Below are 21698 nucleotides of genomic sequence, written 5' to 3'. Positions count from 1 at the left end.
GACGGGCATCGAGACCGGAGAGCCGCGTTTCCCCTCCGTCCGGGGGAAGCGCGGCTCTCTGCCGCGCCGCCTCTCCGACGCACAGGGTGATCGTTCGGACACGAAGAGCATTCGGAGTGTGACGCACGCTTCAAAGGCGGTACGCGGGGTCGTTCTGTGGCCCGGCGATGCCTCACACTGGTGTCCCGTGAGTCCCCAACCGCCCATACCGACGCGAGTCGTGCTGCTTTGCGGCCCCTCCGGCTCCGGCAAGTCCCTTCTCGCGGCCCGCTCCGGTCTTCCGGTGCTACGGCTCGACGACTTCTACAAAGAGGGCGACGACCCGACCCTGCCGCAGGTCCCCGGGAGCTCCGACATCGACTGGGACCACCCCGACTCGTGGGACGCCGACACGGCCGTGGCGGCGATCACGCAGCTGTGCCGCACGGGCCGTACCAGCGTTCCGCTGTACGACATCTCGCTCAGCGCCCGCACCGGCGAGGAGACCGTCGAGGTCGGCCGGACCCCGCTGTTCATCGCGGAGGGCATCTTCGCGGCCGAGATCGTGACCCGCTGCCGGGAACTCGGCGTGCTGGCCGACGCGCTGTGCCTGAGCCGCGGCCCGGTGAAGACCTTCCGCCGCCGCTTCGTGCGCGACCTGAAGGAGGGCCGCAAGTCGGTTCCGTTCCTCCTGCGCCGCGGCTGGCGCCTGATGCGCCTGGAGCGCTCGATCATCGCCCACCAGACCGCGCTGGGCGCCCACGCCTGCGACCGGGACGAGGCCCTCGGCCGCCTCACCGCGGCCGCCGCGGGGCGGTGCCCGGCGGCGACTCCGGCCACCTGAACCTTCAGGCCGGCCGACGGACGATCATGACGGCCCTGCTCCTCACGGCGGCCGTCGGCTGCGCGGAGTCGGGCGGGGCGGGCGGTACGGCCGCGGCCTCCTGCGCGTACGTCGTGACGTACGACAGCCGCTCCTATCTGGACGCCGGGAACCTCGAATTCACCGTCGGCGAGAAACTGGGCAGCGCCACGCTCCCGGCGTGCGACGCCATCGCCGTCGGCGACACCGCCGCCGAAGCGAGGCTCGTGAAGGTCCGCTGAACGCACCCGAATGAACGCACACGAAGAACGGGACTGGACGGACCCCCCGGCCCTCCAGCCCCGCTCTCGTTGTGCTCCCCCGCCTCCCCCGGTTTCCCGGGTTCCCCGTGGTGGAGCATCCCCCGTGTTTCCCCCGTCGGTCCCCCCGTGGGCCCCCCGGCCCCCGTGGGTCCCCCCACTTCTTACCGCTCCCCCGTTGCATCCCCCCGGATGCGGTCCCCCCGGACCTTCAGGCGACGAGCTCCCCGAAGGCGTCCTCCTCGTCACGGCCGAAGCTGAGGACCTCGTCCTCGCGCAGCCGGCGGAGCGACCGCCAGATGCTGGACTTCACCGTGCCGACACTGATGTCGAGGATGTCCGCGATCTCCGGGTCGGTGCGGCCCTCGTAGTAACGGAGGACCAGCATCGTCCGCTGGAGTTCGGGGAGCCGGGCGAGCGCCTGCCACAGGACCGCGCGCAGTTCGGTGCCGCGCATCGCGTCCGTGTCGCCGGGCGTCTCCGGCAGTTCCTCGGTCGGGTACTCGTTCAGCTTGCGGCGGCGCCACGCGCTGATGTGCAGGTTCGTCATCGTCCGCCGCAGGTAACCCCCGACGGCGGCCTTGTCGCTGATCCGGTCCCACGCCTTGTACGTCGAGAACAGCGCGCTCTGCAGCAGGTCCTCGGCCTCGAAACGGTCACCGGTCAGGTGGTAGGCGGTTGCGTACAGGGAGGCGCGGCGCTCCTGGACGTAGGCGGTGAACTCCGCCTCCGACAGCGAGCGACGACGCTCCCCCGAGTCCTCCCTGTACGCGGTTCCCCCGTGCGGTTCCCCCGTGAAACCGTCAACCACCGTCATGTACGCGGTGTGCTGACGCCCGGCGCCGCGAGCGCACCCCCGCCCGCTCACGGCACCGGACTTCTCCGAACCCCGGCCCCCGTTCACGTCGTGCAGACGCGTGATCACTGCGCTGGTGCTGGTGCCGTGCAGCGTGTTCATCTCGCGCCCCCCGTCGTGGACTTCCGGTGTTCTGCTCGTTCGTCTTGCTGTGGTGCGGCTTGCTGTCTTGCCTGTGCCGAAAAGCTTGCCCGGGCACCTTCATGGCCGTGTCCGCCGACTGTCACAGACCTGTCACAGGGGCCTGCGTCAGAGGTGGCTCCCAGGCGCGGGACAGTCCGGTCACAGACGAACGCGCTACGTGCGCGTAGGCGTACTGCTCGTACAGGTGTCGAAAGACCGCCCCGCATGGGCCAGAATGACCCCCGTGCCTTCCCTGTTGCTGATCGAGGACGACGACGCCATCCGCACGGCCCTGGAGCTCTCACTGACGCGCCAGGGACACCGTGTGGCCACGGCTGCCACCGGCGAGGACGGCCTGAAACTGCTGCGTGAGCAGCGGCCGGACCTGATCGTGCTGGACGTGATGCTGCCCGGCATCGACGGCTTCGAGGTGTGCCGCCGCATCCGGCGCACCGACCAGCTGCCGATCATCCTGCTGACCGCGCGCAGCGACGACATCGACGTGGTCGTCGGCCTGGAGTCCGGTGCGGACGACTACGTGGTCAAGCCCGTACAGGGGCGGGTCCTCGACGCCCGGATCCGGGCCGTGCTGCGGCGCGGCGAACGGGAGTCGAACGACGCGGCGAGCTTCGGCAGCCTGGTCATCGACCGCGCGGCGATGACCGTGACGAAGAACGGCGAGGACCTCCAGCTCACCCCGACCGAGCTGCGCCTGCTGCTCGAACTGAGCCGCCGTCCGGGTCAGGCCCTGTCCCGCCAGCAACTCCTGCGCCTCGTCTGGGAACACGACTACCTCGGCGACTCACGCCTCGTCGACGCCTGTGTCCAGCGCCTGCGCGCCAAGGTCGAGGACGTCCCGTCGTCCCCGACCCTGATCCGTACCGTGCGCGGTGTCGGCTACCGCCTGGACGCGCCTCAGTGACCAAGGCGCAAGGGGGTTTCCGCGGCTGGGTCGCGGCTCGCAAGGGAGTGTGGTCGCGGCTGCGCTTCACCAGTCTTCGACTGCGCCTGGTGGTCGTCTTCGGTCTCGTGGCGCTCACGGCCGCCGTGTCCGCGTCCGGGATCGCCTACTGGCTCAACCGCGAGGCGGTGCTCACGCGCACCCAGGACGCGGTGCTGCGCGACTTCGAGCAGGAGATGCAGAACCGCGCGGGCCTGCTGCCCGAGGCGCCGACGCAGGACGAACTGCAGCACACCGCGGGGCAGATGGCCAACAGCAGCCAGCGCTTCAGTGTGCTGCTGGTCGCCGACGACGCCGACGGCACTCCCGCGTACGGCTCCTCCGGCGGCCTGGACGGCTTCACGCTCGCGGACGTGCCCGCCTCGCTGCGCAAGGCGGTGAACGACAAGCAGCCGGTCAACTCGACCAACAAGTCGGAGTACCACCTGTACTGGCAGCGGATCGTGGAGGACGACCAGCCGTATCTGATCGCCGGCACCAGGGTGAACGGCGGCGGTCCGACCGGCTACATGCTCAAGTCCCTCGAGCAGGAGGCCAAGGACCTCAACTCCCTCGCCTGGTCGCTCGGCATCGCCACGGGCCTCGCCCTGATCGGCTCCGCGCTGCTCGCGCAGGCCGCCGCCACGACCGTACTGAAGCCGGTGCAACGGCTCGGTGCCGCCGCCCGTCGGCTCGGCGAGGGCAAGCTGGACACCCGCCTGAGGGTGTCCGGGACCGACGAACTGGCCGATCTCTCCCGGACGTTCAACAACGCCGCCGAAGCCCTGGAGAAGCGGGTCGCCGACATGGCCGGGCGGGACGAGGCATCCCGCCGCTTCGTGGCCGACATGTCGCACGAACTGCGCACCCCCCTCACCGCGATCACCGCCGTGACGGAGGTGCTGGAGGAGGAGCTGGAGGCGGAGACCGGGTCCATGGACCCCATGATCGAACCCGCCGTACGGCTCGTCGTCAGCGAGACGCGCCGCCTGAACGACCTGGTCGAGAACCTGATGGAGGTCACCCGCTTCGACGCGGGCACGGCTCGCCTGGTCACCGACAACGTCGACGTCGCCGACCAGATCACGGCGTGCATCGACGCCCGGGCCTGGCTGGACGCGGTGGACCTGGACGCCGAGCGCGGCCTCATGGCCCGCCTGGACCCCCGCCGCCTCGACGTCATCCTGGCCAACCTCATCGGCAACGCGCTCAAGCACGGCGGCTCGCCGGTCCGCGTCTCGATCCGCGAGGCGGACGACTCAGTCGTCATCACGGTACGAGACCACGGCCCCGGCATCCCCGAGGACGTACTCCCCCACGTCTTCGACCGCTTCTACAAGGCCAGCGCCTCCCGCCCCCGCTCCGAGGGCAGCGGACTCGGCCTGTCCATCGCCCTGGAGAACGCCCACATCCACGGCGGCGAGATCACCGCCGCCAACTCCCCCGAGGGCGGCGCGGTGTTCACCCTGCGCCTGCCCCGGGACGCGTCGAAGCTGGCGGAACAGGACGGCAACGAGAACAACGGCCAGGGCGCCGGCGACACGAAGAAGGGGGACGCGTGATGCCGGAGAGGAACGTACGCCGCCTACTGGCGCTCTCCACCGTCACCGCCGCCCTCCTGGCCGGATGCGGCATACGCTCCACAGAGGTCCCGACCGACTTCGGCCCCGCCCCCTCCCGCGTCCACTGCTCACTCTCCGAACCGGACGTGTCGACGCAGGCCACGCGCGGACTCCCGGTGCAGGTGTTCCTGCTCTGCGGGTCCCAACTGGTGGCCGTCGACCGGACCGTACGCGTACCGGAGGGCACGGCGGACTCGGAGCGACGCGTCCTCGTGGCCCAGGGCCTCCTCGACGAGCTGGAGGCGACGCCGTCGGCCGACGAGAAGGAGGCCGGCTACACCACGGACGTCCGCGGCGCCATGAGCGTGAGCAGCCCACGCGCTGACGACCCCGACGAGGCACTACGCCTGAGCACACCCCCCAACGACCTCACCTCGTACGCACTCGCCCAGATCGTCTGCACGTTCTCGGACTCCACGGCAGCCGAGGGCGACGGCTCGGTAATCCTGGGCGGCCCCGACGACAAGCCCCTACGCCGCTACGAGTGCACGGACGAGGTCCGCACCCGCCCGGGCAGCAACGAGCCCCCGTCGACCGAGGTCACAGACGGCTGACGTCTTCCCCCCGGCGGGCGTACCCCCGCGGCGCGGCACCCGCGTACGGCGGGAAGGGGACGTGCCGGGGGGTGTCCGCCCGCAGCGGCGGGCGTCAAGACACGGCACCTCTAGCCCAACGGCAACCGCCCGACCGAGGACGGACACCCCCCGGCACGGCCCCGCCCCACAACACAACCCAAGGCGCTACGCGCACCCCCACCCCACCCGCACAGGCCGCCGCAGGCATCCCCGCCCACCGCCGAAGGCACCCGCACAGGCCGCCGCAGGCACCCCCGCCCCACCGCCGGAGGCACGTGTGGCGGACGCCTCACAGCCCGTCCCGGAACCGATCCTGCCGGGGGGCGCGTCTAGGGGGGCGTGCAGCGTCAAGGCTCCATCGGCGGCAGCGCCGCGATCCGCATCCGTGCGACGGGGGGTGTCCTCCTGGTCGCGCACCTGGCGTTCGTCGCCTGGCTCACGCTGCGCCCCCTGGACGTCCCCTGGGTGATGCCGGCCAACCTGCGCCCGTTCGCCGGGATCAGGGCCGATCTGGCGCTGGGCTGGCAGGAGGGCGCCCGCCGCATCATCGAGGGACTCGCCCTGCTCGCACCGCTGGGCGTGCTGATCCCGATGGCGCACGGCAGACTCACCGCTTCCCCCCTCGGCTCCCTGGTGCGCACGGTAGCCGCCGGCGCCCTGATCTCGCTGGGCATAGAGCTGCTGCAGACCGGCGTACCCGGCCAGATCGTCGACGTCGACTCTCTGCTGCTGAACACGGTGGGGGTCGCGCTGGCACATGCGACCGTGGTCCCCGCGACCCGCGCCTGGCTCCGCCGCAGGTCCGAGCGCGCACACCGGGCAACGGTCCCCCAGGAGGAGCCCTCTCAGGGTCGGACCCCGACGATTCCCAGGGTCGGGATAGCTCCGTAGAGTGACGCTTTGCCCGCTTCGTCGCCCTAGCGTTGATGTCAGATGAGGCAACGCCTCGGGAGACCCCGCCAGGGGCCTTCGACCGACGCTCGCGAAGGAGCCGCACCATGACCGCGCTTGCCCGCCCCACCCACGGCCGCATGATCGGCGGAGTGTGCGCCGCGCTGGCGCGGCGCTTCGGCACCTCCGCGACGACGATGCGCGTGATCTTCCTGATCTCCTGCCTGCTCCCGGGCCCGCAGTTCCTGCTCTACATAGCCCTGTGGCTCCTGCTCCCGTCGGAGGACAAGGCGAACAGGACACAGACGGCCTGGTGACCCACTCGGCACACAGGCGTACATACGTACGCCGCTGGGGCGCACCCGGTGTCCAAGGGTGCGCCCCAGCGGCGCGCTTCGGGGTAGGGCGGACTCAGCCGAGCGGAACGCCGTTCACGGGCAGGCCCTGGGTGGGCAGACCCTGGGCGAGACCCTCGGCGGCCAGACCCTGCACCGGCAGTCCGCCGAGCAGCCCGCCGACCACGCCGGTCGGGCCACCGGCCAGCGCCTGCTCGGCAGCCGGCTGCACGCCGGACTGCGCGGCGGCCAGTCCGGTGGTGACCGCCTCGGGACCGTGGGCCAGCCCCGCACCGGCACCCGGCGCCGCCTGGGCGAGGTCCCCGGCCGGGAGGGTCTGGACGGCGCCCAGCGCCGCACCGGCGGCGTCCGGGGCGACCGGCGCGGCGTTCGCGGCACCCGCACCGGCGGCGGCGAAGGCGGCACCGAGCGCGGCGACACCGAGGGTCTTGGCAGCAGACTGCTTCATGAAATGCGTCCTCGAAATTCGTTACGGGGTTGTGAGCGGTTCTCGACCGTAAACACGCCCGGCACGCCGTCGCAAACATCGAAATGAGGACGGATTGTGAATGGTGCCTGCATTCCCTGTAGGCGGAGAGCCCCCGGTCACTCCTCCTCAGCCGCAGAGTCGCTGGTAGACGTCGCCTGTCGGAAAAGCCACTCGGACTTCAGTTCGGCATATCCGGGCTTGATGACGTCATTGATCATCGCGAGCCGTTCATCGAAAGGAATGAACGATGATTTCATCGCATTGACGGAGAACCACTGCATGTCGTCGAGCGTGTAGCCGAATGCCTCGACAAGGTGCTCGAATTCCCGGCTCATGCTGGTGTGGGACATGAGACGGTTGTCGGTGTTCACGGTGGCCCGGAAGTGCAGCCGGCGCAGCAGTCCGATGGGGTGGGCTGCGTAGGAGTCGGCGGCGCCCGTCTGGAGGTTGGAGCTGGGGCACAGCTCCAGCGGGATGCGCTTGTCCCGTACGTACGAGGCGAGCCGGCCGAGCTTCACCGAGCCGTCGGCGTGCACCTGGATGTCGTCGATGATGCGCACCCCGTGCCCGAGCCGGTCGGCGCCGCACCACTGCAGGGCCTGCCAGATGGACGGCAGGCCGAAGGCCTCGCCCGCGTGGATGGTGAAGTGGTTGTTCTCGCGCTTGAGGTACTCGAAGGCGTCGAGGTGCCGGGTGGGCGGGTGGCCGGCCTCGGCGCCCGCGATGTCGAAGCCGACGACGCCCAGGTCGCGGTAGCGGTTGGCGAGTTCGGCGATCTCCAGGGCGCGGGCGGCGTGCCGCATGGCGGTGAGCAGGGCACCCACGCGGATGCGGAGGCCGTTCTCGCGCGCGATGCGCTCGCCCTCCCGGAAGCCCTCGTTGACGGCCTCGACGACCTCTTCGAGGGTGAGCCCGCCTTCGAGGTGCTGTTCGGGCGCGTACCGCACCTCGGCGTAGACGACCCCGTCCTCGGCGAGGTCCTCGGCGCACTCGCGCGCGACCCGGACGAGGGCCTCGCGGGTCTGCATCACGCCGACGGTGTGCGAGAAGGTCTCCAAGTACCGCTCCAGGGAGCCGGAGTCGGCCGCCTCGCGGAACCACAGGCCGAGCTTGTCGGGGTCGGTCTCGGGGAGCTGGGTGTAGCCCGACGCGCGGGCGAGCTCGACGACGGTGCCGGGGCGCAACCCGCCGTCGAGGTGGTCGTGCAGCAGAACCTTCGGCGCCCGGCGGATCTGGTCCGAGCTCGGGATGGTCGCCTTCTGGGCAGTCTGGCTCGTCATTTTCGCACTGTAACGCCTACGCGCGTAGACGGCGCGCTCATCGCGCCGTTTCCCTTCGCTGTACGAATCCGTCGATACGTAACGGTGACCCCACGGCAGGGTGGCGTACACCCGCGCTTCTGACACTGTTCTGTCATGGCACACCAAGCGACGCCGGTTCGCAGGGCCCGGCTGGGCAGAGCGATCGGGCCGGAGCCGACAGCGGTGAGCGGCGTGGTCCTCCTGCTTCCCGGAGGTGACGAGGTCTCACATCGCAAGCCGGCGACCCTGTTGGCGACCTCGTACGTGCGGGCGCTGGGGCGCCGCCTGATGCGGGCGGGACGCGGGGACGGGCTGGCCGCGCATGTCGTCCACTACCGCTTCCGCGGGTGGAACGGCACCTCCGCGAACCTCGCGAGCGACGCGTCATGGGCCGCGGACGAGGTCGTACGGCGCTACGGGGACGTCCCGGTGTGCCTCGCCGGGATCGACATGGGCGGACGGGCGGCCCTGCACGCGGCCGGCCACGAGGCCGTCAACTCCGCGCTGGCGATCGCTCCTTGGCTGCCGGAAGAGGACCTGGCGGCCTCACCCGAACCGGTGAAGCAGCTCGGCGGGCGGCGGGTGCTGGTCGTGCACGGCACGAATGACGAGCGCACCGATCCCGAGCTGTCGTTCCGGTTGGCGGAGCGGGCGAAGAAGGCGAACAGGGACGTGTGCCGGTTCGAAGTGCACTCCGATCGACATGGGTTGCATCAGCATCGGGACGAAGTCCTCGCGCTGGCCGAGGACTTCGTCATGGGGGTGCTGTTCGGGAGGGCGTTCTCCCGGCCGGTCGCCGACGCGTTCGCGGCTCCGCCTCCGCTGGGGCTGCGGATGCCGTTGGCCGCGGGGTTCGGGAAGTCGTTGCGGAGGTAGCGCGGGGGCCGGCCCCCTAGGCGGGGAGCAGGTTGCCCTTCTTCGAGAGCAGGAACTTCTTGAAGGCCGCCACCGGCGGCGTGTCCGGGCGGCCCTCCAACCAGGCGACACCGATTTCCCGCACCGCTCGTGGAGCCGTGACCGTCAGCTCGACCACGCCCGGGCGGGGCACCGCCGGTGGCGGCAGCAGGGCGACTCCGAGCCCCGCCGCCACCAGTCCGCGCAGCGTCTCCGCCTCCTCGCCCTCGAAGGCGATGCGGGGCTTGAACCCCGCTTGTCTGCACAGGTCGTCGGTGATGCGGCGCATGCCGTAGCCGGGCTCCAGGGTCACGAAGGTCTCGTCGGCCGCCTCGGCCAGGCGGACGCGTTTGCGCGCCGCCAGACGGTGGTCGGCCGGGACGACCAGACGGAGTTTCTGTTCGTCCACGCGGCGGGCCACCAGGTCGGGGGCGTCCGGTACCGGGGACGTCAGGCACAGGTCGAGCTCACCGGAGCGCAGACGCTCGATCATCGCCTCGCCGTAGTTCTGGACGAGGCTGAAGCGGATGCGGGGGTGGTCGGCGCGGAAGGCGTGGATCAGGCCGGGGACCGTTTCCGCGCCCATGGTGTGCAGGAAGCCGAAGGCGACCTTGCCGGTGGCCGGGTCGGCGTCGGCGCGGACCTCGTCGGCGGCGCGCTCGATCTCCGCGAGGGCACGTTCGACGGAGCCGAGGAAGGTGCGGCCGGCGGGCGTCAGCGAGACCGTACGGCCGTGGCGGGCGAACAGGTCGACGCCCAGGTCCTGTTCGAGGCGGACCATGGCACGGGAGAGCGTGGACTGCGGGACCTGCATCTCCTGCGCGGCCCGGGTGACGTGCTCGGTGCGGGCGACGCCGGCGAAGTACGCGAGGCGGGGCGCCAGCAACATCACCATGTCTTCTGTGTCACTGGATGGTGACAGGCGAGCTCGTGACCTCTGCTGATGCTCCATGGGAACGATTATGGCCAATCCATGCATTGGACGGATCAGCGGGATCGTACGTAGCTTCGAAGCATGTCTCCCGCCAGTACCGGGGCGTCCACCACCGTGGGCGCCGCACCCGCTGTCCCTCTCGCCGACTCCCGCATGGCCCCGGGCGGCCCCGGCTACCGCCGGATGAGCTTCGCCCTCTTCCTCGCCGGTGTCGCGACCTTCGCGCTCCTCTACTCCACGCAGGCCCTGCTGCCGCTGATCTCGGGCGAGTTCGGGGTTGTGGCGAGCGAGGCGAGCTGGACGGTGGCGGCGGCGACGGGCGGTCTGGCCCTGTTCGTGCTGCCGATGAGCGCGCTGTCGGAGCGGTTCGGACGCCGTACGGTCATGACGGCGTCGCTGGCGGTCGCGGTGACGGTCGGGCTGCTGGTCCCCTTCGCGCCGAACCTGACCGCCCTGGTCGTGCTGCGGGCGGTCCAGGGCGCGGCGCTGGCGGGTCTGCCGGCGTCGGCCACGGCCTATCTGGCCGAGGAGGTCCGCCCGAAGGCGCTGGTCACGGCGATCGGACTGTTCGTCGCGGGCAACAGCGTCGGCGGCATGAGCGGCCGGGTGATCACCGGCTGGGTCGCGCAGGAGTGGGGCTGGCGGGTCGCGATCGGCGTGATCGGCGTGATCGCGGTCGCGTGCGCGGTGGCCTTCCGGCTGCTGCTCCCGGCACCGCGCCACTTCAAGCGGGGCTCGCTGCGCCCGCGGGTCCTGGCCCGCACGGTCCGCGACCACCTCGCCAACCCGCTGCTGTGCCGCCTGTACGCGATCGGCGCCCTGTTCATGACGATCTTCGGCGGCGTGTACACGGTGATCGGCTACCGCCTGACGGAGGCGCCGTTCGGCCTCCCCCAGGGCATCATCGGCTCGGTCTTCCTGGTGTACCTGGTCGGTACGGTGTCGGCGTCGACGGCGGGGCGGCTGGTGGGCCGCCTGGGCCGCCGGGGCGCCCTGTACGCGGCGGGCGCGACGACGGCGGCGGGTCTGCTGCTGTCCCTGGCGGGCTCGCTCCCGCTGGTCCTTCTCGGCCTGGTCCTGATCACCGGCGGCTTCTTCGCCGGACACGCGGTGGCGTCCTCGGCGGTCAGCAAGACGGCGACACACGGCCGCGCCCAGGCCTCGGCGCTCTACCAGTCCGCCTACTACATCGGCTCCAGCGCGGGCAGCACGGTCGGCGCGGTGGCCTTCCACGCGGGCGGCTGGGCCGGGACGGTCGGGGTCGGCCTGCTGGCGGTGCTCGGCGTGGTGACGATCACGGTGTTCGGGACGCGGGCCGCGCGACTTCAGCGACAGCAGCTGGCGACGGCGGCCTGATCCACTCGTACGTCCGTTCCCCCTGGTCGGGGCCGGTTGTCAGTGGGGGCGGATAGCCTCCGCGATCACTGACGACCGGACCGACCAGGGGGATTTTTGATGGAGTTCCGAATCGAGCGGGCCGCCTTCGCCGAGGCCGTGGCGTGGGCGGGGCGCGTGCTGCCGTCGCGCACGCCGGTGCCGGTGCTGGGCGGTCTGCTGCTGGCCGTCGACGCCGGGCGTCTCACCGTCTCGGGGTTCGACTTCGAGGCCGCGGCGCGTAGGGGGGTGAGCGCCGAGACCACGGGGGCCGGTGAGGTGCTCGTGCCCGGGCGTCGGCTGCTGGACATCTGCCGGGTGCTGCCGGACGGGCCGGTGAGCTGTGCCCTGGAGGGCACGCGGTTCACGGTGGAGGCGGGCGGCACCGAGTTCGGCCTGTCGACGCTGCCGCGCGAGGAGTACCCGGCGCTGCCGCCGCAGCCTTCGGCTTACGGCAGCGTGGACGCCGCGGCGTTCGCGACCGCCGTCGGGCAGGTGGCCGTGGCGGCGGGGCGGGACGAGACGCTGCCGGTGCTGACCGGCGTGCAGGTGCGCTTGGACGGCGACCGGATGACCCTGTCGGCGTCGGACCGGTATCGGTATGCCGTACGGCGGGTGGGGTGGAAGCCGGAGCGGGCTGTGGAGGGCTCTGACGGTGTCGTGGAGGCGCTGATACCCGCACGCCGACTGCTGGACACCGCGCGGGCGTTGGCGCGGTGCGGGGTCGTGCGGATCGGGCTGGATGCCGCGGCGGGAGGTGGGCTGGCCGGGTTCGAAGGCGGGGGCATGCGGACCGTCGTACGGCTGCTGGACGGGCGGCTGCCGAAGTACGGGTCGCTGTTCGACATGGGCGGGGCCGCCGTCGCCGAGGTGGAGTGCGGGGCGCTGACGGAGGCGGTGCGGCGGGTCGCCGTGGTGGCGGAGGCGAGCAGTCCGGTGCGGTTGGACTTCTCGGCCGACGGGTCCGTGCTGCTGCAGGCCGGGTACGGGGACGACGTGGCGGCGCAGCGGCTGCCGGCCGTGCTGAGCGGCGCGCAGGAGGTCACCGTGGCCTTCAATCCGGCGTATCTGCTGGACGCGCTGAACTCCTTCGAGGCTCCCCGGCTGCGGCTGGAGATGCTGGGGACGGGACAGCGGACGCTGCTCAGCGCGGTGGCGGGTGAGGACGGAGCCGAGGACGGGGGTGCCGGGGCAGGGCCCGCTTCTCATCGGCATCTGCTCATGTCCGTGAAGCAACTGGTCTGACACATGCTCTGACGTGCGCGTTTGTGCGCTCCGGGGGCCATTGTCAGTGGGCTGCGGTAGCTTCCGAAGTGCTGGGCGCAAAGGGGCGCACGGACGGATAGGGCCACAGGGGTGGGTGGACGATGAGCGACGGTACGGCGACCACGACGACGGACCTCGATATCAGGCTGGAGAAACACCGCGTCGAGCTGACCGGGTACTGCTACCGCATGCTCGGCTCCTCCTTCGAGGCCGAGGACGCGGTGCAGGACACGATGGTCCGAGCCTGGCGCAGCTACGACAAGTTCGAGGGGCGTTCCAGCCTGCGGTCATGGCTGTACCGCATCGCGACCAACGTCTGCCTGGACATGCTGACCGTCAGCAACAAGCGGGCCAGGCCCATGGACCTCAGCGAGTCCACACCACTGGCCCAGGCGGCGCTCTCGCCCCGTCCGGACAACACCTGGCTGGAGCCGATGCCGGACAACCGGGTGCTGCCGACGGTCGAGGACCCGGCGGAGGCGGCCGTCGCCAAGGAGTCGGTGCGGCTCGCCTTCATGGCCGCCCTGCAGCAGCTGCCGGCCAAGCAGCGGGCGGTGCTGATCCTGCGCGAGGTGCTGGCCTGGAAGGCGAGCGAGGTCGCCGAGCTGCTGGACACGACGGTCGCGTCGGTGAACAGCGCGCTGCAGCGGGCGCGGGCCACACTGGCCGAGCGGGACGACAAGGCGGCCGGCGCGGCCGTCTCCGACCCGCTGGACGAGCAGCAGCAGAAGCTGCTCGAGCGCTATGTCGCCGCCTTCGAGGGGTACGACATGACGGCGCTGACCGCGCTACTGCACGAGGACGCCGTCATGACGATGCCGCCGTTCGACCTGTGGCTGACGGGCCACTCCGACATCACGGGCTTCATGACGACACTGGGCTCCGCCTGCGAAGGCTCGCGCCTGGTACCGGTGCAGGTGAACGGTCTGCCGGGCTTCGCCCAGTACAAGCCGGACCCGGAAGAGGGCGGCTTCACCCCGTGGGCGGTCCAGGTGCTGGAGATATCAGACGGCCGGCTCACCGGGTTCCACTTCTTCCTCGACACCAAGAGGTGGTTCCCGCTGTTCGGGCTGCCCCTCCACCTCGAAGCGGAGCCCGACCAGGTCGAGCAGGGGGAGTAGGGCGGGGTCGGGATCACGCAGCCGTATCCGTCCCCCGGCCCGCCGGGCGGCCAGCTGCAGCCGCGCCAGCAGATCGACGACCCCGAGCCCCGGCGGCCCGAGCCCACCGACATCACACACCACAGCCCTCACACCGGAGGCCTCCAAAAGCGCCCGCACGTCGTCACACAGCCCTGCCACCTCATCCCGGGTGACGGGGCCGGCCAGCACGAGTACAGCGGGTGTCATGGCGTCCACGATCGGTAGACCGGGCGGGCGGGCGTAACTCATCGGGCCAGGCGCCGGTCGCCGATTCCCGCTGCTCGTCGCCCGTGCGCGGGTGTCCGCCGACCGAGATCACGTTGACCTGCTCCCCTCCTTCCCCGGAGGGTTGGCTGTATGCCCCACGCATCAGCGCATCCCCGAATACCCTGCGGCCTCCTCCCCGCGAAGGGGGCGCCGTGCAGGGGGTGTTGACGGGGTTCGCGGTGATCGCGGTCGTCATCGGGGTGGGTTATGCGATCGGCCGGCGCGGTTACCTCGGCAGCAATGGCCGCGAGGTGCTGACCAAGCTGGCGTTCCATGTGGCGTCCCCGGCCCTGCTGTTCACCACGCTGGCGCAGACCGACCTCTCGGTGATCTTCTCCAGCCGCCTCCTGGTCACGGCACTGAGCACGGCCGCGGCGGCCGGGGTCTTCGTCGCGGTCGGGGTCGTACGGCGCTGGGGCGTGGGCCGTACGACGATCGGCGCGCTGTGCTCCAGCTACGTCAACTCCGGCAACCTCGGCATCCCCATCGCGGTGTACGTCCTGGGTGACGCCTCGCTGGTGGCGCCGGTGCTGCTGTTCCAGCTGATCGGGGTCACCCCGATCGCGCTGACGGTCCTGGACCTGTCCGGCGAGGGCGAGAAGGGGCCGCTGTGGCGGCGGCTGCTGACGCCGTTGCGCAACCCGATCGCGGTGGGCTCGCTGGCGGGGGTGGCGGTCTCGGCGGCGGGGTTGAAGGTCCCGGCGCCCGTCCTGGACCCGCTGACCCTGATCGGCGGCATGTCGGTCCCGGCGGTCCTGCTGGCCTTCGGCATCTCCCTGTGCGGGAGCACGATGCCCGGCCGGGGCCCGGACCGGCATCCGGTGCTGCTCTCGGTCGCGCTCAAGTCGGTGGGCCAGCCCGCGGCGGCCTGGGCACTGGCGGCGGGGGTGTTCGGCCTGCGGGGCGCTCCGCTGCTGGACGTCGTGGTGACGTCGGCGCTGCCTGCCGCACAGAACCTGTTCACGTACGCGTCGAGTTACGGGGTGGGCGAGCGGTTGGCTCGGGACTCGATTCTGCTGTCGACGGTGTTGTCGGTGCCGGTCCTCGTCGTGGTGGCGACACTGCTGGGCTGACGGTCAGTCGACCGGGAACTCACCGGTGTCGATCGTCACGTCGAAGGGCTCCGGCAGCTTGATGGGGTCACCGAACTTGACTGCGCTCAGCACACGGTAGACATCGCCCTTCGGCTCTCCGAAGAGCGTGGCGGTGGGCCCTCCGGGGGCCCAGCGGTCGATCAGCAGGTAGAGCGGAATCCCGGCGGTGGCATAGGCGGCGGGCTTGCTGACGCGGTCGTGGTGGGCGTTGGACTTGGAGGTCACCTCGACGACGAGTTCGGCGAGGGCTGCCGGGATGTGGGATTCCGCCTCCGCGCATTCCTGCACGGGAGCCACGAGCAGGTCAGGGATGAGCATGCCCAGACGTGACGGCACGGCGATCGCCAGTGTCTGGAAGATCCCCCAGTCGTCGGGGATCGCGGAGTAGAGGCGACGCTGAATTCGTTCCGCGATCACGTTGTGGCGGGATGCGGGAGCAGGTGACACGGTGATGATCCCCTCAATGATCTCCACCTTGCTGCCCTCGGGCCAGTCCATCTCCTCCCAGTACCGGACGAGGTCGTCCCAGTTCTGGTCGGGGTCCTGGCTCACGGTGAGTGCGCTCATGGCGGTCTCCTATCGGTGCGTCACCGATCCCAGCATGCCGAACGGGACCGGCGCCGGTCCACCGATCCCGTTAACCCGAAAGAGGAAACCGCAGGTCAGGCGATGCGCTCCAGCACCACCGGCGACGCCGTGAAGTCCGTCCCCGGCGCCGCGACGTCGTAGGAGCCCTCGACCGCCTGGAGCGCGTAGTCGAAGCGCTCCGGGGTGTCCGTGTGCAGGGTCAGCAGGGGCTGGCCCTCGGTCACCGTCTCGCCCGGCTTGGCGTGCAGTTCGATGCCCGCGCCCGCCTGCACCGGGTCCTCCTTGCGGGCGCGCCCGGCACCCAGGCGCCAGGCGGCGATACCGATGTCGTAGGCATCGAGGCGGGTCAGGACACCGGAGGACGGGGCCTTGATCACGTGCTGCTCGCGCGCGACCGGCAGCTCCGCGTCCGGGTCGCCGCCCTGAGCCGCGATCATGCGCCGCCAGACGTCCATGGCCGAGCCGTCGGCCAGGGCCTTGGCCGGGTCGGCGTCCTTCACCCCGGCGGCATCCAGCATTTCGCGGGCCAGGGCGATCGTCAGCTCGACCACATCGGAGGGGCCGCCGCCCGCGAGGACCTCGACCGACTCGCGGACCTCAAGGGCGTTGCCCGCCGTGAGGCCGAGAGGGGTGGACATGTCCGTGAGGAGCGCGACCGTCTTCACGCCGTGGTCCGTGCCCAGGCCCACCATCGTGGACGCCAGTTCCCGCGCGTCCTCGATGGTCTTCATGAACGCGCCGGTGCCGACCTTCACGTCCAGGACCAGGGAGCCCGTGCCCTCCGCGATCTTCTTCGACATGATCGACGAGGCGATCAGGGGGATCGCCTCGACCGTGCCGGTGACGTCGCGCAGTGCGTACAGCTTCTTGTCCGCGGGGGCCAGGCCGTCACCGGCCGCGCAGATCACCGCGCCGGTGGTGTCGAGGACGTTCAGCATCTCCTCGTTGGAGAGCAGCGCACGCCAGCCCGGGATCGACTCCAGCTTGTCCAGCGTGCCGCCCGTGTGGCCGAGGCCCCGGCCCGAGAGCTGCGGAACGGCGGCGCCGCAGGCCGCCACCAGGGGCGCGAGCGGGAGGGTGATCTTGTCGCCGACGCCGCCCGTGGAGTGCTTGTCGGCGGTCGGGCGGGACAGGGACGCGAAGTCCATGCGCTCGCCGGAGGCGATCATCGCGGCCGTCCAGCGGGCGATCTCACGGCGGTTCATGCCGTTGAGGAGGATCGCCATGTTGAGGGCGGCCATCTGGTAGTCGGCGACCTCCCCACGGGTGTACGCGTCGATGACCCAGTCGATCTGCTCGTCGCTGAGCTCGCCGCGGTCCCGCTTGGTGCGGATGACGGAGATGGCGTCCATGGCCATGGCTTGGCTTCCTTCCGAGGATTCCAGAAGTCGTACGGCCCCTCTGAGCCGGTGCTCGGGCAACTGGTCCAGTCGCCCGGGCAACTCAGAGGGGCCGCACGGGAGTTACTTGGTGAGGTGGCCCGGCCCGAAGGCCTGGGGCAGCATCTCCGAGAGCGGCAGGGTGCCCGCCGGGGTCTCCAGCAGCAGGTCCGGGCCGCCGAACTCGTACAGCAGCTGTCGGCAGCGGCCGCACGGGACGAGGATGTCGCCCTTGCCGTCGACGCACGTGAAGTGCGTCAGCCTGCCGCCCCCCGTGTTCTGCAGCTCCGAGACCAGCCCGCACTCGGCGCACAGGCCGAGGCCGTACGACGCGTTCTCGACGTTGCAGCCGGTGATCATGCGGCCGTCGTCGACCAGGGCCGCGACGCCGACCGGGTAGCCGGAGTACGGGGCGTACGCGCGGGACATGGCGTCCCGGGCCGCCGCGCGCAGCTTGTCCCAGTCGACGTCGTGGGAGGCGGCCGGGGTCACTTGCCCTGGCCCTTCCGGTACGGCAGGCCGTCCGCCTTCGGCATCCTGAGGCGTTGCGCGGACAGCGTGAGGACGATGAGCGTGATGACGTAGGGCGTGGCGGAGACGACCTGGTTCGGGACCTCGTTGGTGCTGGCGTACCAGGCGAACACCAGGGCGCCGACGACTGCGGTGATCATCGACGAGGCGTACTTCTTGGTGATCACGAGCCAGATGGCGCCGATGATCAGCAAAAGCGCGCCGAGCAGCAGCAGGGCGTGGACGTTCGTGGAGCCGCCGCGCAGGTTGAGGCTGTCGGTGTAGCCGAACAGACCGGCGCCGAGGGCGAGGCCGCCCGGCATCCAGTTACCGAAGATCATCGCGGCGAGACCGATGTAGCCGCGGCCGCTGACCTGGCCCTCCAGGTAGAAGGGGTTGGCCACGATGGACAGGAAGACGCCGCCGAGGCCGGCCAGGCCGCCGGAGATGACCACGGCGATGTACTTGTACTTGTAGACGTTCACGCCGAGGGACTCGGCCGCCACCGGGTTCTCACCGCAGGAACGCAGGCGCAGTCCGAAGGAGGTGCGCCACAGGATCCACCAGGTGGCGGGGATCAGCGCGACGGCGATCAGGGTCAGCCAGGAGACGTTGGTGACCAGGCCGCCGAGCAGACCGGCGATGTCCGAGATGAAGAACCAGCCCTGGTTGTTGAGGTCCCGCAGCGCGTCGGACAGGCCCGGCACGGTGAAGTTGCCGAGCGAGTCGACCGCCGGGGACTGCTTGGCGGAGCCGCCCGCGTGGCCCTCGAAGGCGAGGGGCGCGAGGTAGCGGGTGGCGCCCAGGGCGAGGATGTTGATGGCCACACCGGAGACGATGTGGTTGACGTTGAAGGTGACGGTGACGAACGCGTGCAGCAGGCCGCCGATCGCGCCGCCGGCGATGCCGACCAGGACACCGGTCCACGGGCCCCACTGGAAGCCGGCCCAGGCGCCGAACCAGGTGCCGAGGATCATCATGCCCTCGAGGCCGATGTTGACCACACCCGCCCGCTCGGCCCACAGACCGCCGAGACCGGCGAGGCCGATCGGCACGGCGAGCTGGAGCGCGGTGGACATCTGGCTGACGTTGGTGATGCCGTCGGCGCCGGTGATGATGCGGACGATCGAGGTCAGCGCCAGGGCTCCGGCGATGACCAGCAGCAGGACGGGCCACGACAGGCGGCGGCCCGTCGGAGCCGCGGGCTGCAGCGTGGGCTGGTTGACATCGACCGCTGAAGTCTGCGGGGTGGTCATCGGCCTGCCACCTCCTTCGTGGTGTTGTTGTCGGCACCGAGCACATGACCGGCGGCCAGTTCCGCGCCGACCCGGCGCTGCTGGCGGCGCAGGCCCCACTCGCGTACGGCCTCGTAGGAGACGACGACGGAGAGCACGATCAGGCCCTGCATGATGACCGCGATCTCCTTGTCGTAGTCGTGGAAGTCCAGCTCGGGCGATGCCTTGTCGAGCCAGGCCCACAGCAGGGCGGCGAACGCGATGCCGACGGGGCTGTTACGGCCGAGCAGGGCGATGCCGATGCCGAGGAAGCCGATGCCGGTGGGGAAGTTCAGGCTGTAGGTGTGCGTGTCGCCGAGCAGGATCGGCAGGCCGGCGAGGCCCGCGATGCCGCCGGAGATCAGCATGGCGGTGAGCACCATGCGCTTGGGGTCGACACCGCTGGCGGCCGCGGCGGTCTCCGAGGCGCCGGAGGCGCGCAGGTCGAAGCCGAAGCGGGTGCGGTTGAGGACGACCCAGTAGCCGATGCCGAGCAGGACGGCGAGGAAGACCAGGCCGTAGATCTCGCCGGCGTCGCCCATGTCGATGCCGGGGACCCAGCCGGACTCGTGCATCTCGCCGGTGGTGTTGTTGTTGCCGACCTTGACGCCGAAGACGTTCGGCAGCCACAGGTAGGCAATCACGGAGGTGGCGATCGCGTTGAGCATGATCGTCGCGACGACCTCGCTGACGCCGCGGGTGACCTTGAGGACACCGGCGATGCCGGACCAGAAGGCGCCGGTGCAGACCGCGGTGAGGATCAGCAGCGGGACCTGGAGAGCGGCCGGCAGGTTCGCGTGGGCGCCGACGATCGCGGCCATCATGGCGGCGAGCTGGTACTGGCCGTCGACACCGATGTTGAACAGGTTCATCCGGAAGCCGATGGCCACCGCGAGGGCCGCGATGTAGTACATCGAGGCCTGGTTGATGATCAGGACCTGGATGTCGGAGTACGAGGCCTGCTCGAACATCAGGGTGTACGGCTCGACCGGGCTCTTGCCCGAGGCGATCAGCACGATCGCGCTGAGCACGAAGGCCACGGCGAGCGCGATGACCGGTCCGGCCACGGCGAGGAGCACGCGCTCCTTGTCGAACTTCTTCATCAGCGGGCCTCGTCTTCCGGAGACTCGGGAGACTTGCGGATCTCGGGAGTCTCGGGGGTGTCTGCCGGGGACTCGGGGGTCTCTTCGTGTTCCAGGTGACCGGTGGCGGCACCGGTCATCGCCGAGCCCAGCTCCTCCGGGGTGATGGTGGCCGGGTCGGCGTCGGCGACCAGCTTGCCGTTGTAGATCACGCGGAGGGTGTCGGACAGGCCGATCAGCTCGTCCAGGTCGGCGGAGATCAGCAGCACGGCCAGGCCCTCGCGGCGGGCCTCACGGATGTGGTCCCAGATGGCGGCCTGCGCGCCGACGTCCACACCACGGGTCGGGTGCGCGGCGATGAGGAAGCGCGGCTTGTGGCTCATCTCGCGGCCGACGATCAGCTTCTGCTGGTTGCCGCCGGACAGGGAGGCGGCGGTGACGTCGATGCCGGGGGTGCGGACGTCGTACGCCTCGACGATGCGGCGCGTGTCCGCCTGCGCGGCCTTCGGGTCCAGCCAGACGCCCTTGGCGTTGGGCTTCTCGGTGACGTGGCCGAGGATGCGGTTCTCCCAGAGGGGGGCCTCCAGGAGCAGGCCGTGGCGGTGGCGGTCCTCGGGGATGTAGCCGATGCCCTGCTCGCGGCGCTTGCGGGTGGTCCAGCCGGTGATCTCCTCGTCGATCAGCGAGATCGTGCCGGAGTCGGCGCTCTTGAGGCCGATGAGCGCGTCCACCAGCTCGGTCTGGCCGTTGCCCTCGACGCCGGCGATGCCCAGGACCTCGCCCGCGTGGATGGTGAAGGTGATGTCGTCCAGCAGGGCCTTGCCGCCGGCCGCCTCCAGGCGCAGCTTGTCGACCGTGATGACGGGGCGGTCGGTGACCGTCGACTCCGCGGTCTCCGGCGTCGGCAGCTCGCTGCCCACCATCATCTCGGCGAGCTGGCGCGGGGTGGTCTCGGAGGGTACGGCCGTACCGACCGTCGTACCGCGGCGGATGACGGTGATCTCGTCCGCGACGGACAGGACCTCGCCCAGCTTGTGGGAGATGAAGATGACCGACAGGCCCTCGGCCTTCAGCTCGCGCAGGTTGTCGAAGAGCGCGTCGACCTCCTGCGGCACCAGGACGGCCGTGGGCTCGTCGAGGATCAGCGTGGTGGCGCCGCGGTAGAGGACCTTGAGGATCTCCACGCGCTGGCGGGCGGCGACGCCGAGCTCCTCGACCAGGAGGTCGGGCTTCACGCCGAGGCCGTAGCGCTCGGAGAGCTCCTTGATCTTCCGGCGGGCCTTGGCGCCGATGCCGTACAGCTTCTCGCTGCCCAGCACCACGTTCTCGAGGACGGTGAGGTTGTCGGCGAGCATGAAGTGCTGGTGCACCATGCCGATGCCGCGGACGATGGCGTCGGCCGGCGACGAGAAGGTGACCTGCTCGCCGTCGATCGCGATGGTGCCCTCGTCGGGCTTCTGCATGCCGTAGAGGATCTTCATCAGCGTCGACTTGCCGGCGCCGTTCTCACCGACGAGGGCGTGGACGGTGCCCTTGCGGACGCTGAGGTGGATGTCGTGGTTGGCCACGACGCCCGGGAAACGCTTAGTGATCCCGGCGAGTTCGACGGCGGTCACCTGACCGTTGACCGCCGCGCCGGCCGGAGGGCTGCTGGACGCGT

The 21698-nt window shown here is 70.7% G+C and carries 23 protein-coding genes; 12 read left to right on the top strand and 11 right to left on the bottom strand.

Annotated elements, in window-relative coordinates; genetic code table 11:
• Positions 1–118 precede the first annotated feature (118 nt).
• Together PBV52_RS30495 and PBV52_RS30490 are read left to right on the top strand one after the other, a co-directional pair.
• Positions 119–823, top strand: a complete 705-nt coding sequence (locus tag PBV52_RS30495) for a uridine kinase (protein WP_373921926.1) — start codon at positions 119–121, stop codon at positions 821–823.
• A gap of 26 nt (positions 824–849) precedes the next feature.
• Entirely contained in the window at positions 850–1083 is a 234-nt protein-coding gene (locus PBV52_RS30490) for a DUF6281 family protein (RefSeq protein ID WP_274242702.1), read from the top strand.
• 229 nt (positions 1084–1312) lie between these two features.
• Here PBV52_RS30490 and PBV52_RS30485 read toward each other — a convergent pair whose 3' ends face one another.
• Entirely contained in the window at positions 1313–2059 is a 747-nt protein-coding gene (locus PBV52_RS30485; protein ID WP_274242700.1) for a SigE family RNA polymerase sigma factor, read from the bottom strand.
• A 265-nt stretch (positions 2060–2324) separates the two neighbouring features.
• Here PBV52_RS30485 and afsQ1 point away from each other — a divergent pair, with 265 nt between their 5' ends.
• From afsQ1 to PBV52_RS30460, 5 genes are all read left to right on the top strand, one after another.
• Complete coding sequence (gene afsQ1, locus PBV52_RS30480) at positions 2325–3002, top strand: two-component system response regulator AfsQ1 (protein WP_062722075.1); 678 nt, start codon at positions 2325–2327, stop codon at positions 3000–3002.
• The gene (locus PBV52_RS30475; RefSeq protein WP_274242697.1) at positions 2999–4582 is read left to right on the top strand and encodes a HAMP domain-containing sensor histidine kinase; all 1584 of its coding nucleotides are present in this window, start codon (positions 2999–3001) and stop codon (positions 4580–4582) included. The genes afsQ1 and PBV52_RS30475 overlap by 4 nt, the downstream gene beginning before the upstream one ends.
• Positions 4582–5196: a hypothetical protein gene (locus PBV52_RS30470; RefSeq protein ID WP_274242696.1), complete on the top strand. Its 615-nt coding sequence runs from the start codon at positions 4582–4584 to the stop codon at positions 5194–5196. The genes PBV52_RS30475 and PBV52_RS30470 overlap by 1 nt, the downstream gene beginning before the upstream one ends.
• A 360-nt stretch (positions 5197–5556) precedes the next feature.
• Positions 5557–6108, top strand: a complete 552-nt coding sequence (locus tag PBV52_RS30465) for a VanZ family protein (RefSeq protein ID WP_274242695.1) — start codon at positions 5557–5559, stop codon at positions 6106–6108.
• Positions 6109–6215: 107 nt separating this feature from the next.
• Positions 6216–6425: a PspC domain-containing protein gene (locus PBV52_RS30460; protein ID WP_274242694.1), complete on the top strand. Its 210-nt coding sequence runs from the start codon at positions 6216–6218 to the stop codon at positions 6423–6425.
• A 94-nt stretch (positions 6426–6519) separates the two neighbouring features.
• On the opposite strand, the gene PBV52_RS30455 is transcribed toward PBV52_RS30460, so the two are convergent.
• Both PBV52_RS30455 and PBV52_RS30450 read right to left on the bottom strand, forming a co-directional pair.
• Positions 6520–6912, bottom strand: a complete 393-nt coding sequence (locus PBV52_RS30455) for an ATP-binding protein (RefSeq protein ID WP_274242693.1) — start codon at positions 6910–6912, stop codon at positions 6520–6522.
• A 137-nt stretch (positions 6913–7049) separates the two neighbouring features.
• Complete coding sequence (locus PBV52_RS30450; protein WP_274242692.1) at positions 7050–8213, bottom strand: adenosine deaminase; 1164 nt, start codon at positions 8211–8213, stop codon at positions 7050–7052.
• Positions 8214–8348: 135 nt separating this feature from the next.
• Here PBV52_RS30450 and PBV52_RS30445 point away from each other — a divergent pair, with 135 nt between their 5' ends.
• Positions 8349–9110, top strand: a complete 762-nt coding sequence (locus PBV52_RS30445) for an alpha/beta hydrolase (protein ID WP_274242691.1) — start codon at positions 8349–8351, stop codon at positions 9108–9110.
• Positions 9111–9126: 16 nt separating this feature from the next.
• Here PBV52_RS30445 and PBV52_RS30440 read toward each other — a convergent pair whose 3' ends face one another.
• Positions 9127–10080, bottom strand: a complete 954-nt coding sequence (locus PBV52_RS30440; protein WP_274242690.1) for a LysR family transcriptional regulator — start codon at positions 10078–10080, stop codon at positions 9127–9129.
• A 63-nt stretch (positions 10081–10143) separates the two neighbouring features.
• Here PBV52_RS30440 and PBV52_RS30435 point away from each other — a divergent pair, with 63 nt between their 5' ends.
• From PBV52_RS30435 to PBV52_RS30425, 3 genes are all read left to right on the top strand, one after another.
• Positions 10144–11418, top strand: a complete 1275-nt coding sequence (locus tag PBV52_RS30435) for an MFS transporter (protein WP_274242689.1) — start codon at positions 10144–10146, stop codon at positions 11416–11418.
• 99 nt (positions 11419–11517) lie between these two features.
• Positions 11518–12681: a DNA polymerase III subunit beta gene (gene dnaN, locus PBV52_RS30430; protein WP_274242688.1), complete on the top strand. Its 1164-nt coding sequence runs from the start codon at positions 11518–11520 to the stop codon at positions 12679–12681.
• A gap of 122 nt (positions 12682–12803) precedes the next feature.
• Positions 12804–13823 carry a sigma-70 family RNA polymerase sigma factor gene (locus tag PBV52_RS30425; RefSeq protein WP_274242686.1) on the top strand — a complete coding sequence of 340 codons (1020 nt, stop codon included), beginning with the start codon at positions 12804–12806 and terminating at the stop codon, positions 13821–13823.
• Here PBV52_RS30425 and PBV52_RS30420 read toward each other — a convergent pair.
• Positions 13707–14093 carry an STAS domain-containing protein gene (locus PBV52_RS30420; protein ID WP_274242685.1) on the bottom strand — a complete coding sequence of 129 codons (387 nt, stop codon included), beginning with the start codon at positions 14091–14093 and terminating at the stop codon, positions 13707–13709. The genes PBV52_RS30425 and PBV52_RS30420 overlap by 117 nt on opposite strands.
• 170 nt (positions 14094–14263) lie before the next feature.
• Between PBV52_RS30420 and PBV52_RS30415 the strand changes: the two genes are divergently transcribed.
• Positions 14264–15184 (top strand): AEC family transporter, encoded by a 921-nt coding sequence (locus tag PBV52_RS30415; RefSeq protein WP_274242684.1) that lies wholly within the window; start codon positions 14264–14266, stop codon positions 15182–15184.
• Between the two features lie 3 nt (positions 15185–15187).
• On the opposite strand, the gene PBV52_RS30410 is transcribed toward PBV52_RS30415, so the two are convergent.
• From PBV52_RS30410 to PBV52_RS30385, 6 genes are all read right to left on the bottom strand, one after another.
• Positions 15188–15772 (bottom strand): Uma2 family endonuclease, encoded by a 585-nt coding sequence (locus tag PBV52_RS30410; protein ID WP_274242683.1) that lies wholly within the window; start codon positions 15770–15772, stop codon positions 15188–15190.
• Positions 15773–15867: 95 nt separating this feature from the next.
• Positions 15868–17145, bottom strand: coding sequence for a thymidine phosphorylase (locus PBV52_RS30405; RefSeq protein WP_274249688.1), 1278 nt, complete (start codon positions 17143–17145; stop codon positions 15868–15870).
• 111 nt (positions 17146–17256) lie between these two features.
• Complete coding sequence (locus tag PBV52_RS30400; protein WP_274242681.1) at positions 17257–17664, bottom strand: cytidine deaminase; 408 nt, start codon at positions 17662–17664, stop codon at positions 17257–17259.
• Positions 17661–18938: an ABC transporter permease gene (locus PBV52_RS30395; protein ID WP_274242679.1), complete on the bottom strand. Its 1278-nt coding sequence runs from the start codon at positions 18936–18938 to the stop codon at positions 17661–17663. Before PBV52_RS30395 ends, PBV52_RS30400 begins: the two co-directional genes overlap by 4 nt.
• Complete coding sequence (locus tag PBV52_RS30390; RefSeq protein ID WP_274242677.1) at positions 18935–20059, bottom strand: ABC transporter permease; 1125 nt, start codon at positions 20057–20059, stop codon at positions 18935–18937. Before PBV52_RS30390 ends, PBV52_RS30395 begins: the two co-directional genes overlap by 4 nt.
• Positions 20059–21654, bottom strand: coding sequence for an ABC transporter ATP-binding protein (locus PBV52_RS30385; RefSeq protein WP_274242676.1), 1596 nt, complete (start codon positions 21652–21654; stop codon positions 20059–20061). The genes PBV52_RS30390 and PBV52_RS30385 overlap by 1 nt, the downstream gene beginning before the upstream one ends.
• Positions 21655–21698: the final 44 nt, after the last annotated feature.

The sequence above is a fragment of the Streptomyces sp. T12 genome (genome assembly GCF_028736035.1).
Taxonomy (GTDB): Bacteria; Actinomycetota; Actinomycetes; order Streptomycetales; family Streptomycetaceae; genus Streptomyces.
This window is presented reverse-complemented; position numbering and strand designations above follow the sequence as displayed.